Genomic DNA, 14,391 nt, shown 5'->3' on the forward strand with positions numbered 1-14,391 from the left:
CCCTCACGGTGATTCGAAACGGGGCTGGGCATGCAGCGGCTGATCGACGCTTTCATCAATTCGGCGCGGGCTTTCCGCAAGCTGGCTGCTCACGAAAAGGCGTTCCAGCAGGAGTTGATGCTGCTTGTGCTCGCTCTGCCGGCCGGCTGGTTCATCTCGGTATCCTGGCGCGGCTACGCCTTGCTGATCGGCGCGGTTCTGCTGATGATCCTGGTCGAGGTGCTCAACACAGGCATCGAGGCGGCGTGCGACGCGATCTCCCGCGAGTTCCACATCGACATCCAGCTCGCCAAGGATTGCGGCTCGCTGGCGGTGCTGATTTCGATCGTGATCGCGGGGGGCGTCTGGGGCATTGCCATCATCGAGCGCATCATCGGCGCGCCGATCTGACCGGGAGGCATCGGTCCGACAGCTTAGGATTCGGCCTGATCCTCTTTTGCGTCCTTTGCGCGCTCCCTTCCGGCAAAATGGCGGGCAACCAGTCCGGCCAGGACGGCCACAGCGATGCCGACGGCGAGGGCTACGAGCACGCGCTCATGGCGGGCAAATGCCTGGCCGACCATGCGCTCCGCCCCCAGCCCGAAGACATAGCCGACCGTGCCGAAGAGGGCTGCCCAGACTGCCGACGAGATGGCGTTCAGGATGACGAAGCGCGGCACCGACACGGTCGACAGCCCGGCGGCGATGCCGCCGACAAGCCGCATTCCGTAGATGTAGCGGTTCGTCAGCACGAAGATGTTGGGATGGGTGTTGAGCAGCCGGTAGGCGCGGCGAAAACCCGGCCGCCTGCGCAGCCTGACGACATAGGGATGATCGGCAAAGCTGCGGCCGAGGGTGAAGAAAGCCGTGTCGCCGGCGAAGGCGCCGAGAAACGCGGCCAGGAAAGCCTGCCAGAGCACGAATATGTGCTGATGGGCGAAGAAGCCGCCGAGGATGGCAGCGCTTTCGCCCTCGGCGACGCAGCCAAGGAAGACCGCGATCAGCCCGTATTGCTCGATGAGACGATGGATGGCCTCGGTCATCAGCCCGCCGACCGCGCCGACAGCTTGTCGTCGATCCGCCTGATCTGCTCGGCCATGCGCAGGATCTCGTCGCGCATGCCGATGAGCTCACTGTGGCGCAGTTCGTCGAGCTTCTCATGCAGCGCCATGATCTCGATCTCGGCCTTCAGGTTGACCTCATAGTCATGGGCGGCGTCGATGCGGTCACGCTCGGTCTGGCGGTTCTGCGACATCATGATCACCGGTGCTTGCAAGGCGGCGACCATCGAGAGCACGAGGTTGAGGAAGATGAAGGGATAGGGATCGAAGGCGTTCCGCGACAAGAGCCAGACATTGCCAAAGGTCCACAGCACCAGAAAGGCGATGAAGCCCAGAATGAAGGACCATGAGCCGCCGATACGGGCGATCGTGTCGGCAACGCGATCGCCATAGCTCTGATGAAAGGCGACTGCCTTGTTGGTGTCCCTGGTGATGGTGGTGCGTTCCAGCGTCGACTTAAGCACGCGGCTCTCGAGAGGAGAGAGACCGTCCGGCTTTCGCTTCAGCCAGCGGTTCGACAGATCCTCGACCGTCTTGTTCATCGTCCTCTCCGTCGTCAGGCCCGGGTTCCAAGAATCCGGATGGAAACCGCTGCGCACTTTTTCCTGAGATTGCTTACTTAGCTCACTCAATTCCGGACGGAAAACCGCTGCGCACTTTTCCTGGAATTCTCACTTATCTCACGCAATTCCGGACGGAAAACCGCTTCGCACTTTTCCTGGAATTGCGTATAGAGGTAGAGGCTACCGAGCCTGACGGGAAGTGATAGATTGGTCGGCACAGGCGAGGGCGGAAATGGCCGATTTCCAGCGAATTCGTGCCCGGGCGGCAAAACGCAAGGGCGGTGAAGAGGCGCTGGCGTCGCTGCTCGGACCTATGCCCGACAACGCTGCCGTGGCGAAAGTTCATGATGACCGCATCCTCTCCACGATGGCCGAGCGCATCTTTGCCGCCGGTTTCGTCTGGCGTGTGATCGAGCAGAAATGGCCTGGTTTCGAGGAGGCGTTCCTTGGCTTCGAGCCCAAGCGGCTCCTGTTCCAGCCGGACGACTTCTGGCACGAGCTGGCGTCCGACAAGCGCATCGTGCGCAACCCGCAAAAGATCAAATCCGTGCGCGACAACGCGGCTTTCGTCGACCGCGTCTCGAAGGAACATGGCGGCTTCGGCAAGTTCCTGGCCGACTGGCCGGCCGACGACCAGGTCGGGCTGACCGCCTATCTCGGCAAGCATGGCAGCCGGCTCGGCGGCAACACCGGCCAGTATTTTCTGCGCTGGCTGGAGTGGGACACCTTCATTGTTTCCGCCGACATGGCGGCGGCGCTGCGCGACGCCGGTCTCGACATCGCCGAAAGCCCGACTTCGAAGCGGGATCTCGACAAGATCCAGGCGCAGATCAACCGATGGTCCGCCGCGACCGGGCTGCCGCGCCGGCACATCTCGCGCATTCTGGCGATGTCGATCGGCGAGAACCATTCGCCGGAGACGCTGCGCGAATACATGGGCGAGCAGGCCTGATCGCCTCCGGCTGAGGCGGGACATGACCGGCATTCGCCGGCCAGTCCTGGGTGGCACAAGCAATCGCCATTGCCCGGCGATTGCCGCCACGCTAAATCCAATTCATGACCCAGACCGCTCCCGACCTACTGCGCATTGCCGTCGCCCAGCTCAACCCGACCGTCGGCGATGTCGCCGGCAATCTCGCCAAGGCGCGCGAGGCAAGGGCGGATGCGACCCGCCAGGGCGCCGATCTGGTGCTCTACACGGAGCTCTTCCTCGCCGGCTATCCGCCGGAAGACCTGGTGCTGAAGCCGGCCTTCCTGAAGGCTTGCGAAAAGGCGGCGCAGGATTTCGCCGCCGACACCGCCGATGGCGGTCCTGGCGTCATCATCGGCACGCCGCTGAAGCGCCGGACCGGCACGCATAACTCCATCGTCTTCGCCGATCGCGGCAAGATCATCGCCGAGCGCTACAAGCTCGACCTGCCGAACTATGGCGAGTTCGACGAGAAGCGCGTTTTCCAGGCCGGGCCGGAGCTGCAAGGGCCGGTGAATTTCCGCGGGGTGCGCATCGGTGTCCCGATCTGCGAGGACATCTGGGGCGACATCGCCGTCTGCGAGACGCTGGCCGAGAGCGGCGCCGAGATCCTGCTTGTGCCGAACGGCTCGCCCTACTACCGCGCCAAGATCGACGTCCGCCACCAGGTGGTGATCCGTCAGGTCATCGAATGCGGATTGCCGATGATCTACGCCAATCAGCTTGGTGGCCAGGACGAACTCATCTTCGACGGCGCCTCCTTCGCCATCGGCGCGGACAAGAAGCTTGCCTTCCAGATGAGCCAGTTCGAGGAAGCGGTCGACGTCACCACCTGGAAGCGAAGGGATGGCATCTGGGTCTGTTCCGAAGGCCCAATGTCGAAGATTCCGGAGCGGGAGGAGGCCGACTACCGGGCCTGCATGCTGGGCCTGCGCGACTACGTGAACAAGAACGGCTTCAAGAACGTGGTGCTCGGCCTCTCCGGCGGCATCGACTCCGCGATCTGCGCTGCACTGGCGGTCGACGCGCTTGGCGAGGAGCGGCTGCGCACCGTCATGATGCCCTATCGCTATACCTCGAAGGACTCGCTGAAGGACGCCGAGGATTGCGCCCGCGCGCTCGGCTGCCGTTACGACATCGTGCCGATCTCCGAGCCGGTCGAAGGTTTCCGGCATGCGCTGACCCAGCTCTTCGAGGGCACTCAGGAAGGTATCACCGAGGAAAACCTGCAGAGCCGTGCGCGCGGCACGATCCTGATGGCGATCTCGAACAAGTTCGGTTCGATGGTCGTCACCACCGGCAACAAGAGTGAGATGTCGGTCGGCTACGCCACTCTCTATGGCGACATGAATGGCGGCTTCAACCCGATCAAGGACCTCTACAAGATGCAGGTCTATGCGCTGGCGCGCTGGCGCAACGCGCATGTGCCGCCGGGGGCGCTCGGCCCATCGGGCGAGGTCATTCCGAAGAACATCATCGATAAGGCGCCGTCGGCGGAGCTGCGCGAAAACCAGACCGACCAGGATTCGCTGCCGCCTTACCCGGTGCTGGACGACATTCTCGAATGCCTGGTCGAGCACGAGATGGGCGTTGACGACATCGTCGCGCGCGGCCACGACCGGGCGACGGTGACGCGCGTCGAGCATCTGCTCTACATTGCTGAGTACAAGCGCCGGCAGGCGGCCCCAGGCGTGAAGATCACGAAGAAGAATTTCGGCCGCGACCGCCGCTACCCGATCACCAATCGGTTCCGGGATCGCAGCTAGTCCGCTGAAACGCAAAGCTGTTCGCCTGAACCGGCGCTGTTGGCAGCGCAACCCACCATTGTTGCAAAATCGTCTCAGTGGCCGGACAAGACGCCCTCCTGGCGCCGCCCTGCCTTGGCGAGATGGTGAGCCGCCTCTATAAGAGCGCTTCCGCGATTCCCTTTCGGGAGGACCGTATGGCAGGATTTGACATCGTTATGCGAGGCCGCGAAGCCTAGATCTGCACCGGCCGTCCGAACTCCGTTCGGAAGGCCATCCGCAGGCAGGCATCTGGCTCTGCCGGTCGCCACCGAGGGCGCGCGACCAGCCATACTGAACCTCCCCGTTCTAAGGGCGCCATAGGGCGCCGGCGCGGGTTTTCCAATTTGATTTTAGCGGGACCGGGCCTCTCTGCGCCCGGATGACATCATGGCTCGTTTCAGAATAGATCTGCGCGCCAGCGCCTTTCGCAGCGTGCTCGGCTTCACGCTTGGCCACTGGCGCCGCCAGCCGTGGCGCCTGTCGCTCATCATGGGCGCATTCCTGCTCTCGACGCTGGCCGACGTGCTGACGCCGCTCTATTCCGGCCGGCTGGTCGACGCGGTCGCCAGCAGCGCCGGCGCCGACGAGGTTGCGTGGCATGCCGCAATGACGGCGTTCTCCATCCTGATGGCGCTGGCGTTGGCGGCTGTGGTGCTGCGCAACGCCGCCTTCATGGGGATTGTCGAACTGACGTTGAAGATGATGTCGGACATCGCCGCCGACGCGTTCCACCGCGTCCAGCGCTTCTCGACGGACTGGCACGCCAACAGCTTCGCCGGCTCGACGGTGCGCAAGATAACGCGTGGCATGTGGGCGCTCGACCTGCTGAACGACACGATCCTGATCGCGCTGCTGCCGTCGTTCGTCATGCTGGTCGGCTCGACGCTGCTGCTCGGCTGGTTCTGGCCGATGATGGGGTTGGTGGTCGCGATCGGCTCGGTGCTGTTCATCGCCGTCACCGCCATGCTGTCGCTTGGCTACGTCGCGCCGGCGGCACGCCTCGCCAACAGCTGGGATACACGCCTCGGCGGCGCGCTGGCCGACGCGGTGAGCTGCAATGCCGTGGTCAAGGGTTTTGGCGCCGAGGCGCGCGAGGAAGCGCGGCTTGCCCGCGTGGTCGCCAAATGGCGTCTGCGCACGGGCCGTACCTGGGTGCGCGGCACGTTCAACGGCACCGCGCAAGGCACGATGCTGCTCTTGATGAGGGCGGCCGTGATCGGCCTTGCGCTCATGCTTTGGGCGTGGGGCGAGGCGAGTGCCGGCGACATCGCTTTTGTTTTGACGTCGTTCTTTGTCCTGCAGGGCTATCTGCGCGATATCGGCACGCATATCCGCAACCTGCAGCGCTCGATCAACGACATGGAGGAATTGGTCGACTTCCAGTCCGAACCGCTCGGCATCGAGGACCGGCCCGGTGCCGCTCCGATCCGGATCACCGACGGCAGCATTGCGTTCGAGAAGGTGACGTTCCATTACGGCAATCACCGGCTGCCGCTCTATCGCGACTTCTCGGTCGAGATCGCCGCGGGTGAACGCGTCGGGCTGGTCGGGCATTCGGGATCGGGCAAGACGACTTTCGTCAAGCTGATCCAGCGCCTCTATGACGTGAACGGGGGCCGGATCCTGATCGACGGCCAGGACATCTCGAAGGTTGCGCAATCATCGTTGCGCAGCCAGATCGCCATCGTGCAGCAGGAGCCGATCCTGTTTCACCGGTCGCTGGCCGAGAACATCGCCTATGCCAGGCCGGGCGCAACGCAGGCCGAGATCGAGCATGCCGCGAAGCTCGCCAGCGCGCACGACTTCATTGCCGATCTGCCCAAGGGTTACGGAACCCTGGTCGGCGAGCGCGGCGTGAAACTGTCGGGCGGCGAGCGCCAGCGCGTGGCGATCGCGCGCGCCTTCCTGGCCGATGCGCGTATCCTGATCCTGGACGAGGCGACATCGAGCCTGGATTCCGAATCGGAGGTGCTCATCCAGAAGGCGATGGAGCGGCTGATGGTCGGGCGCACGACATTGGTCATCGCGCACCGGCTTTCGACCGTGCGGGCACTCGACCGGCTGCTGGTTTTCGACCGCGGCCGCATCATCGAGGAAGGCTCGCACGACGAGCTTATCCGGCTGAACGGCGGTATCTACCGCCGGCTGTTCGAGCGCCAGGCGCTCGAACTCACCAAAGGCCTGGTCGCCTGAGGAAAGGCATCCGGCTTCGGCCGGGTGCCTTCCCGCCTTGCGGGCCGACCGTTAGCCGTAGTGCAACTTGGGCTTGGCCTCGGTACCGGTGAACTTGACGCCCACGCGGTCGTTGCGGCGCCAGCGGACTTCCGCGCGATACGCCACGCCATCGAGCGGGACGTAGAGCAGGAAACGATCGGGAACGCGTGATTCCGGTGCGACTTTCAGCTCGGCGCCACCGGCATTCTGATTGCGCAACGTGCAACTGACCTCGGAATTCTGGATACCGGTGATGATCGTCCCGCCCTTGAGCACGCGCTGGCGGTGCTCGCGCCGGTGTTCGCCGGAGTCTTCTTCAAGTGGTTGCGCGGAGTTCGTCATCGATCGACGCCATTAGCCGAATCGGCACTGCATTAACCACACAAAGCACCGATGTTCGCGCACCGCAACGCGCGGCATGCTCGTCGGGTCACATATGCGTTATGTGAGCGATGACTCAGGCGAATTTTCGCGGATCGGCGCAGAAATAGGCAATGATCTGGCAAAGATCGGGCTCGTTGACCATGCGGGCGGCCTCGGCGGAGCCGACCCATTTGCGGGTGCGGGCGCGCTTTTCCTTCCAGCGGTCCGCGACCCGGTCGACCTTGAGCGGGAACACCAGGACCTCGCAAGGCACTTCCTCGCCGGATGCCAGGACCTTGCCGTAGAAATAGCGGCCGGCTTCGAGATGCGAGACCGTGCCGTGCAAACCCGCTTCCTCGCCCGCTTCGCGGGCGGCAGCTACGCAAAGCGGCTCCCTGGCTTTCGGCCAGCCTTTCGGCAGCACCCAGCGCCCGGTATCGCGGCTGGTGATCAGCATGATCTCGACGCCGTTTTCGTTCTCACGCCAAGGCAGGGCTGCAACCTGCAGGCGGCAAGGCACTGAGCCGAAGAGTCGTCGGACTCTTTCGGCCATCTGGTTGTGCGTCGTTGGCCTCGTCAACATCGTAGAAGCTGCCCCGAGCCTCTAGAATCATTTGCCATCAAACGAATCTTACGACGTATTGTGGACGATAAAAGTAAAAAACTTCACTCGGTTTGCTTAACCCGGACAGGGCAGGCCATTGCGAAATCATCGCCGCCGAGAGCCTTCTCCCCGAGAGCCTTCTCTATGCAGCAAACAGTGATTTGGGCGGGCGCTGGACGGAAACAGCAGCTTCCAACGATCAGCCGGCGTGATCGTCGGCAATCGGCTTCTGATAGGTGAAACCCATGTCCCACGGGAAGTAGATCCAAGTGTCCTGGCTGACCTCGGTGACGAATGTATCGACCAGAGGCCTGCCCTTCGGCTTGGCATAGACGGTGGCGAAATGCGCCTTCGGCATCATGGCGCGCACGATACCGGCCGTCTTGCCGGTATCGGTGAGGTCGTCGATGATGAGCACCCCCGCGCCGTCATCGGCAAGAAGCGAAGGCGAGATCTCCTTCAGCACCTGCAACTGACCCTGGCTGGTGTAGTCGTGATAGGAGGCGACGCAGACCGTTTCGATGACGCGGATGCCAAGCTCGCGCGAAATGATCGCGGCGGGCACCAGGCCTCCTCGGGTGATGCAGACGATCGCCTTCCACTGGCCTTTGTTGGTGCCGGAAAGCCGCCAGGCGAGCGCGCGGGCATCGCGGTGGAACTGGTCCCAGGAGACCGGAAAGGCTTTTTCGGGAAGGGACATGGTTCGTGCACTCCGCAAGCGCGCGCCGCAGCGCGCAGATACGATGGAATGCAGCCGGAATTAGCCGGAAAGCGCCGGCCTTGGCAAGGTGGCCGCCAGGGATGGCTGTGTACTTATACCGCGTCGCGCTGTTCAGGCGACGCGGTGCAAGTTCCTATTTGGTACATGTCCTTGTCCCCCGAACCCGATTCCCACTTCGCGGAGACAGGCTTATCTCGACAGGAAGGCTGCCACGTTTGCCGTGCGCAGCACGGTGCGGGTGACGCCGCCGAACAGGAGCTGTCGCAGCCATGAGTGGCTGTAGGCGCCGAGCACCAGCAGATCGGCGCCGGATTCGGCGATCCTCTCCTGGATGATGTCGTCGACCGAGCTTGCCCCCGATTTCTGCACGGAAACGCTGACATTGGCGCCGTGGCGTGACAAGGCAGCCGCGATCTCGGCGCCCGCCGCCTCGGGAGCCTCGTCGAGCGTTTCCGGCGGATCGATGACGAGAATGTCGGTCTTGTCCGCCTCGCTGATGAAGGGCAGGGCATCGAATGCTGCACGAGCCGCCTCCTTACTGCCGTTCCACGCTAGCAGCACACGCCTGAAGGTGGTGACGAGCGGCCCGGCATGCGGAACGACAAGCACCGGCCGGCCGGCATCGTAGACCAGCGTATCGACATCGGCGCCCGGATCGCCCCCGGTGTCGCGCTGCGCGGCGATAATCAGGTCAGCCGCCCGCACGCTCGAAATGCCGGTCAGCGCGCTGTCGCCGGAGAAGCTTTCGAGGCTCCGCCACTCGAAGGACAGGTCGGAATCCTCGACGCGCCTGAGAAAGACAGCCTGCAGCTTGTCGGCGCGCTCCTTGTTCATCTCGGCCGAGACTTGCAGGAATTCGGTGTCGGGGAAACCGGTTGCCGACGTATAGGGGACCGGAAGCGCTTCGGCGTGGATGCCGACGAGGTGGCTTTCGAACCGCTCGGCAAGCGGGATGGCGCAATCGAGCACGCGCTCGGCGTCCTGTTCGTTCTGCAGAATGGCGACGATCGTCTTGAAGCGCATGGCAGATCCCTCAAATTTATCGGCGCAAGATCGCCACCGGCATCAATAGCCGCAACGAAAGTGCCGTGCCAGAAACGTCGGCGCGCGCCTTCTGGTTCCGGGGTCAGCTCGCAGCCGACAGGCCCGCCACCATGGCCGCAACGTCCTGGCGCGCGGCCTCGAGAGCCGCTTCGTCGCGGGCACGTACCACGAGCTCGGTCCAGAATTTGCCGTCGCCATATTTCGGGTAGGAGCCGATAATGGTGTCGGGATGCGCCTTCTGGATGTCGGCGAGCGGTCCGCCGATCAGGCCTTCGCCGAAGGGGCAGTGCACGGTGGCCGACAGCATCCTGGTGCCGGTCTTCAGCGTCGGCACGACATTGTCGAGCATCGCCTGGAAGATCGACGGCACACCGGCCATCACGTGAACGTTGCCGATACGGAAGCCTGGCGCGATCGACACCGGATTATCGATGTGGTCGGCGCCGCGCGGCATGCGCGCCATGCGCTTGCGCGCCTCGGTGAATTCGATACCGCGCTCGGCATAGCTTGCCTCCAACATGGCGTAAGCCCTAGCATCGTATTCGCAAGACACGCCGAAGGCCTTGGCTATCGAATCGGCGGTGATGTCGTCATGCGTGGGGCCGATGCCGCCGGTGGTGAAGACATAAGTGTAGCGGGCGCGCAGCGCGTTGGCGGCGGCGACAATCTCGTCCTCCTCGTCGGGAACGATGCGCACTTCCTTCAGGTCGATGCCGATCGCGGTCATGATATCGGCGAGATGGCCGATATTCTTGTCCTTGGTCCTGCCGGAGAGGATCTCGTCGCCGATGACGAGCATGGCGGCTGTGACGATTTCGGGCATGGCTCACTCCGGCTGCAGGTGGCCTGAAATAACGCGGCGGATAGCCGGCCGCAATGCGCACGCGAGGCGGGACTCTTGTGGCAGACACGGTTGCGAGTAAGGTGCGTCGGTAGGGCTCGGGTGCAAGATGCTGATATCGATTTTGCCGTGGCTGATCGGTGGCCTGCTCGTTGCGGCCGCCGCGGTCGTGCTCGGCTTCATGCTCGCAACCTGGTGGATTGCGACCAAGGCCGAGAGGCTGGTACCGGCGTGCGGCAAGTTCATCGAGATCGGCGGCAGCCGCATCCACTATGTCGAAGCAGGCGAGGGCAGGCCGATCGTGTTCCTGCACGGGCTCGGCGCGCAACTCCACCATTTCCGGCACACGCTGTTCGGCCGCTTCGGCGCCGGCTACCGGCTGATCGCTCTCGACCGGCCGGGCTCGGGATACTCGGTGCGGGCGGGCGGGGCGAGCGGCCGTCTGCCCGAACAGGCGGAAGTGGTGCGGCGCTTCATCGAGGAGCTTGGGCTCGAACGGCCTTTGATCGTCGGTCATTCGCTGGGCGGCGCCATCGCGCTTGCACTTGCGATCGAGCATCCGACGGCGATTTCCGGCATCGCGCTCATCGCGCCGCTGACGCATCTGGAGGCGAGGGTGCGCCAGAAATTCGACCTGCTCTATGTTCCCTCGCGCCTGAAGCGCTGGATCTTGGCCCATACTTTAGCGATACCGTACAGCCTGAAATATGCGGAGCCGACGATGAAGTTCATCTTTGCGCCGCAAGCCGTGCCGAGGGACTACATGATCGCCGGAGGTGGTTGGCTCGGGTTGCGGCCCGCCCATTTTCAGGCGACCTCCACCGATATCGTGGCGGTGGAAGAGGATCTCGGCCGCCTCGAACAGCGCTATGGCGAGATCCTGATGCCGGCCGGCATTCTGTTCGGCGCGGATGACCGGGTGATCGGCATCGCTGCTCATGGCGAACCGATGCCGGGCAGGATCAGGGAGCTCGATTTCGAACGCGTCCAAGGGCTCGGGCACATGGCGCAATTCGTGGAACCGGAACGCGTCGTGGCCTTTATCGAGCGCATCGCCGCGCGCGCATTCCCAGCGTGAATTGATCCCGTTCGGGTCAAAGGCCGAGAGGGGATCGCGTCCGTTCACGAACCGTCACACAAAAGTGTCGGACATTCTGCCTCACCTACACTTTAAACGGGAACTTCGGCTCCAACCCTCGGTTCTAATCCGTGTCGGGCTGGCGAATTTCCGGCCAGCAAGAATGCGGCAAATCACCAGATGGAGACCAATCATGCTTACGAAGATTTTTGCAGCCTCGGCGCTCGTTCTGGCCATGGGCACCTCGGCTATGGCACAATCGTCGGACGCTTGGTGGTGGTGGCATCGTGATCGCCCGGTCCATAGCAAGCAAGTGCCGGTTGATCCCTACACCACGGGCAGCATTTACTCCGATCGCGACGCCAGCGCGCTAAACAGCTTCGGCAACGGTGCCGTCGGCCCATGCGCCTCGGATACGGCCGGCCCCGACGCGAATGCCGGCCCGAACGTCAACGACCAGTATTGCGGCAAGTAGTCCGTTCGCCAGCGAGCGACCGACGTGAAGCTTTTACAGCGTCGGTCGCAGCAAGGTCGAGCGACGGAAATTAATCTGAGACTTCGGTCTGCGGCCGGTCGCGGCCATCGGCCAGTTCGTCATGCCAGACACCCTCGGAATCCTCATACTGGATGCCATCCGTGGTGCCGGCGACCTGCTGCTCGGCCGAAGCAATTTCAGCCGCGCGCAGCGCGTCCTGGCGGGTGGGAAATGTTTCTGAAAAAGTCGAGCCGACCATGTAGGCCCAGCCGCCGTCATGCTCGACGATCTTGTAGGTCAGTTTCGCCATGGAATCCTCCGGTCGAGAAGCCCTTTGCCTGCTCAATGCAGCTTTCCGTCGGACAGCCTTTCTTCGGGAACCAGCACTTCAGATTCCTCGGCTGCCTCGATCAGCGCGCGGCGCGCGTCCGCCGTCGAGCGATACCCCTCCAGCGCTTTCAGGCAAGTATCGAGAGCATCACGATGCCGCTGGCCGCGATTGAGCGGCCATACGGTCATCAGGCACTCGGCCGCTTCGCGGGTGCTGCTTATTTGGCGATATTTGCCGACATGGCCGAGTTCGACCACCACCGGCTTCTCAAATGGCTTGCTGTCTGTCATGGCCGCCAACGTAAAACGGCCAATTTGGTTGCAATGGTGGCGGAAGGCTGCGCCCAAAGGTCTCAGCCAATCGTCACCTGTGCAAGCCGTTCAGCCCGCCGCTTTCATCCAGTGTTGCATCGTCGTGACCGAGCGCTCCAGCTGCGGCGCCGGACGGATTTCCTCGCCGAACGTCGCCGCCGCGCGCCAGCCCCAGCGCGGATCGGCAAGGAAGGCGCGCGCCAGAGCCACCATGTCGGCGCGGCCGTCGGCCACGATCGCCTCGGCCTGCTGCGGATCGTCGATCAGGCCGACGGCACGCGTCGGAATGCCGGCGCCCTTGCGCACAGCTTCGGCCAGATGCACCTGGTAGCCGGGGCCGCTGGGCAGCTTCTGCAACGGCGAATTGCCGCCGCTGGAACAGCACAGATAGGCGACGCCTTCCGCCTTCAGCGCCTTGGCCACTTCGATCGCCTCTTCGATCTCGAAGCCGCCGTCGACCCATTCCTTCACCGAAAGGCGCGCTCCCAGCATCAGGCCCGGCGCGGCCTTCTTGACCGCTCTGGCGATCTCGACGGCGAAGCGCATGCGGTTTTCCAGCGGGCCACCCCAGCGGTCGGTGCGCTGGTTGGAAAGCGGCGACAGGAACTGGAAGATCAGATAGCCGTGAGCGGCGTGCAGCTCGATGAAGTCGAAGCCGGCGCGCTCGGCCCGCTTGGCCGCATCGGCAAAATGTTGGATGACGTGCCGGATCTCTTCCTCGTCCAGTGCGTGCGGTATATTCCACCCGGTGTCATAGGCGATGGCCGAAGCCGAAACGGTCTGCCAGGGATCCTCGCCCAGTTGCAGGGGCCCGCCGCCTTCCCAAGGCCTTCTGTTGGATGCCTTGCGGCCGGCATGGGCGAGCTGGACGCCGAATTTGGTGCCGGGCGCAGCGACGCGCCTGGCCGCATCGAGCGTGCGCTTGGCCGCCGCCTCGTTGTCGTCGGAGTAGAGGCCAAGGCAGCCATGCGAGATGCGGCCGCGCCGCTCGATGTCGGTCATCTCGACGGTCACCATGCCGGCGCCGGACATGGCCAGGTTCATCCAGTGGTGCAGATGCCAGTCGCTGGCGGAACCGTCCTCGGCCGAATACTGGCACATCGGCGCTACCGCAATACGGTTTGGAAAGGTCAGGCCGCCGAGGGTGATCGGCTGGAAAAGCGATGGTGTCATGGAAACGGCTCCTGGGAGAGATATCGCTATCTAGGCAGCCGCGGCACTTCGCGCCAGACAACAGCTGGTGAAAGTCTCGCTGGACCAGTCGCTTTCCAGGATTGCGCCCGCGCCTGTTCGCCGATAACGCTTGCCGACAGCACGGAGCCAATCATGGAAGATCGCGTCCGCATCCAGTCTGAAGAAGTCCTGTCCGACGATTGGGCGGTGCTCAAGAAGACGGTGCTCGACTATCGCCGCCGTGATGGGCGCTGGGAGACGCAGATCCGCCAAACCTACGATCGCGGCGACGGCGCGGTGATCCTGCCTTTCGATCCGCAGCGCTCGACGGTGCTGCTGGTGCGGCAGTTCCGCTATCCGGCCTATGTCACCGGTCATCGCGAGCCGCTGATCGAGGCCTGTGCCGGTCTGCTCGACGAAAACGATCCGGAAACCTGCATCCGCAAGGAAGCGGAAGAGGAGCTCGGCTATCATTTGAAGAACGTTGAGCGGCTGTTCGCGCCCTATATGAGCCCCGGGAGCGTGACGGAACGGCTCTGGTTCTTTACCGCGCGCTATTCGCCGGCCGACCGTATTTCCGACGGCGGCGGAGCTCCGGAAGAGGGCGAAGACATCGAGGTGCTGGAAATGCCGCTCGACGAGGCGCTGGCCGGCATCGCCGACGGCCGTATCGTCGACGCCAAGACCATCATTTTGATCCAGCACCTGAAGCTCAATCCGATCAAGGGTTGAGTGGCCTGCCACCCGAAGCGAGGAGCGAAGGGTGGTGCGGACGACGGGAATCGAACCCGTACGATCAGAGATCGAGGGATTTTAAGTCCCTTGCGTCTACCAATTCCGCCACGTCCGCGCGCCGCGATTTCAAGCACTTGGGCC

At 63.6% G+C, this 14,391-nt stretch carries 17 protein-coding genes and 1 tRNA gene; 7 read left to right on the plus strand and 11 right to left on the minus strand.

The window, feature by feature from the left end:
• Positions 1 to 30: 30 nt before the first annotated feature.
• Positions 31 to 390, plus strand: coding sequence for a diacylglycerol kinase (locus tag CK222_RS24725; RefSeq protein WP_095802216.1), 360 nt, complete (start codon positions 31 to 33; stop codon positions 388 to 390).
• Between the two features lie 23 nt (positions 391 to 413).
• Here the strand turns inward: CK222_RS24725 and CK222_RS24730 are convergent, their stop codons facing one another.
• Both CK222_RS24730 and CK222_RS24735 read right to left on the minus strand, forming a co-directional pair.
• Positions 414 to 1,022 carry a DedA family protein gene (locus CK222_RS24730; protein WP_067328172.1) on the minus strand — a complete coding sequence of 203 codons (609 nt, stop codon included), beginning with the start codon at positions 1,020 to 1,022 and terminating at the stop codon, positions 414 to 416.
• Complete coding sequence (locus CK222_RS24735; RefSeq protein WP_095802217.1) at positions 1,022 to 1,582, minus strand: DUF1003 domain-containing protein; 561 nt, start codon at positions 1,580 to 1,582, stop codon at positions 1,022 to 1,024. Before CK222_RS24735 ends, CK222_RS24730 begins: the two co-directional genes overlap by 1 nt.
• Positions 1,583 to 1,835: 253 nt before the next feature.
• On the opposite strand from CK222_RS24735, the gene CK222_RS24740 reads away from it, so the two are divergent.
• From CK222_RS24740 to CK222_RS24750, 3 genes are all read left to right on the plus strand, one after another.
• Positions 1,836 to 2,555, plus strand: coding sequence for a DNA-3-methyladenine glycosylase I (locus CK222_RS24740; RefSeq protein WP_067328175.1), 720 nt, complete (start codon positions 1,836 to 1,838; stop codon positions 2,553 to 2,555).
• Positions 2,556 to 2,659: 104 nt separating this feature from the next.
• Positions 2,660 to 4,339, plus strand: coding sequence for an NAD+ synthase (locus CK222_RS24745; protein ID WP_095802218.1), 1,680 nt, complete (start codon positions 2,660 to 2,662; stop codon positions 4,337 to 4,339).
• Between the two features lie 408 nt (positions 4,340 to 4,747).
• Complete coding sequence (locus CK222_RS24750) at positions 4,748 to 6,553, plus strand: ABC transporter ATP-binding protein (RefSeq protein ID WP_095802219.1); 1,806 nt, start codon at positions 4,748 to 4,750, stop codon at positions 6,551 to 6,553.
• A gap of 51 nt (positions 6,554 to 6,604) precedes the next feature.
• On the opposite strand, the gene CK222_RS24755 is transcribed toward CK222_RS24750, so the two are convergent.
• From CK222_RS24755 to CK222_RS24775, 5 genes are all read right to left on the minus strand, one after another.
• Positions 6,605 to 6,916, minus strand: coding sequence for a PilZ domain-containing protein (locus CK222_RS24755; protein WP_095802220.1), 312 nt, complete (start codon positions 6,914 to 6,916; stop codon positions 6,605 to 6,607).
• Positions 6,917 to 7,031: 115 nt separating this feature from the next.
• Positions 7,032 to 7,520 carry an NUDIX hydrolase gene (locus tag CK222_RS24760; protein ID WP_095802221.1) on the minus strand — a complete coding sequence of 163 codons (489 nt, stop codon included), beginning with the start codon at positions 7,518 to 7,520 and terminating at the stop codon, positions 7,032 to 7,034.
• Between the two features lie 220 nt (positions 7,521 to 7,740).
• Entirely contained in the window at positions 7,741 to 8,241 is a 501-nt protein-coding gene (gene gpt, locus CK222_RS24765; RefSeq protein ID WP_066998919.1) for a xanthine phosphoribosyltransferase, read from the minus strand.
• Positions 8,242 to 8,451: 210 nt separating this feature from the next.
• Complete coding sequence (locus tag CK222_RS24770) at positions 8,452 to 9,285, minus strand: universal stress protein (protein WP_095802222.1); 834 nt, start codon at positions 9,283 to 9,285, stop codon at positions 8,452 to 8,454.
• 103 nt (positions 9,286 to 9,388) lie between these two features.
• Complete coding sequence (locus tag CK222_RS24775; RefSeq protein ID WP_095802223.1) at positions 9,389 to 10,129, minus strand: competence/damage-inducible protein A; 741 nt, start codon at positions 10,127 to 10,129, stop codon at positions 9,389 to 9,391.
• A gap of 127 nt (positions 10,130 to 10,256) precedes the next feature.
• Here CK222_RS24775 and CK222_RS24780 point away from each other — a divergent pair, with 127 nt between their 5' ends.
• A complete protein-coding gene (locus CK222_RS24780) occupies positions 10,257 to 11,225 on the plus strand; it encodes an alpha/beta fold hydrolase (protein WP_095802224.1) in 969 nt (322 codons plus the stop codon).
• Positions 11,226 to 11,418: 193 nt separating this feature from the next.
• The gene (locus tag CK222_RS24785; protein WP_095802225.1) at positions 11,419 to 11,700 is read left to right on the plus strand and encodes a hypothetical protein; all 282 of its coding nucleotides are present in this window, start codon (positions 11,419 to 11,421) and stop codon (positions 11,698 to 11,700) included.
• A gap of 70 nt (positions 11,701 to 11,770) precedes the next feature.
• Here the strand turns inward: CK222_RS24785 and CK222_RS24790 are convergent, their stop codons facing one another.
• The 3 genes from CK222_RS24790 to CK222_RS24800 all read right to left on the minus strand — a co-directional run bounded on the left by CK222_RS24790 (position 11,771) and on the right by CK222_RS24800 (position 13,515).
• Complete coding sequence (locus tag CK222_RS24790; RefSeq protein ID WP_067328195.1) at positions 11,771 to 12,010, minus strand: DUF2188 domain-containing protein; 240 nt, start codon at positions 12,008 to 12,010, stop codon at positions 11,771 to 11,773.
• 32 nt (positions 12,011 to 12,042) lie between these two features.
• On the minus strand, positions 12,043 to 12,321 hold the full coding sequence (locus CK222_RS24795) for a DUF982 domain-containing protein (RefSeq protein WP_066998903.1): 279 nt from the start codon (positions 12,319 to 12,321) through the stop codon (positions 12,043 to 12,045).
• A gap of 90 nt (positions 12,322 to 12,411) precedes the next feature.
• Complete coding sequence (locus tag CK222_RS24800; protein ID WP_095802226.1) at positions 12,412 to 13,515, minus strand: NADH:flavin oxidoreductase/NADH oxidase; 1,104 nt, start codon at positions 13,513 to 13,515, stop codon at positions 12,412 to 12,414.
• 153 nt (positions 13,516 to 13,668) lie between these two features.
• Here CK222_RS24800 and CK222_RS24805 point away from each other — a divergent pair, with 153 nt between their 5' ends.
• Positions 13,669 to 14,247 (plus strand): NUDIX domain-containing protein, encoded by a 579-nt coding sequence (locus tag CK222_RS24805; protein ID WP_095802227.1) that lies wholly within the window; start codon positions 13,669 to 13,671, stop codon positions 14,245 to 14,247.
• 32 nt (positions 14,248 to 14,279) lie between these two features.
• On the opposite strand, the gene CK222_RS24810 is transcribed toward CK222_RS24805, so the two are convergent.
• Positions 14,280 to 14,365: transfer RNA gene (locus CK222_RS24810), tRNA-Leu, on the minus strand.
• Positions 14,366 to 14,391: the final 26 nt, after the last annotated feature.

Origin of the sequence: Mesorhizobium sp. WSM3866 (genome assembly GCF_002294795.1) — a bacterium.
In the GTDB taxonomy this organism is placed as follows: domain Bacteria; phylum Pseudomonadota; class Alphaproteobacteria; order Rhizobiales; family Rhizobiaceae; genus Mesorhizobium.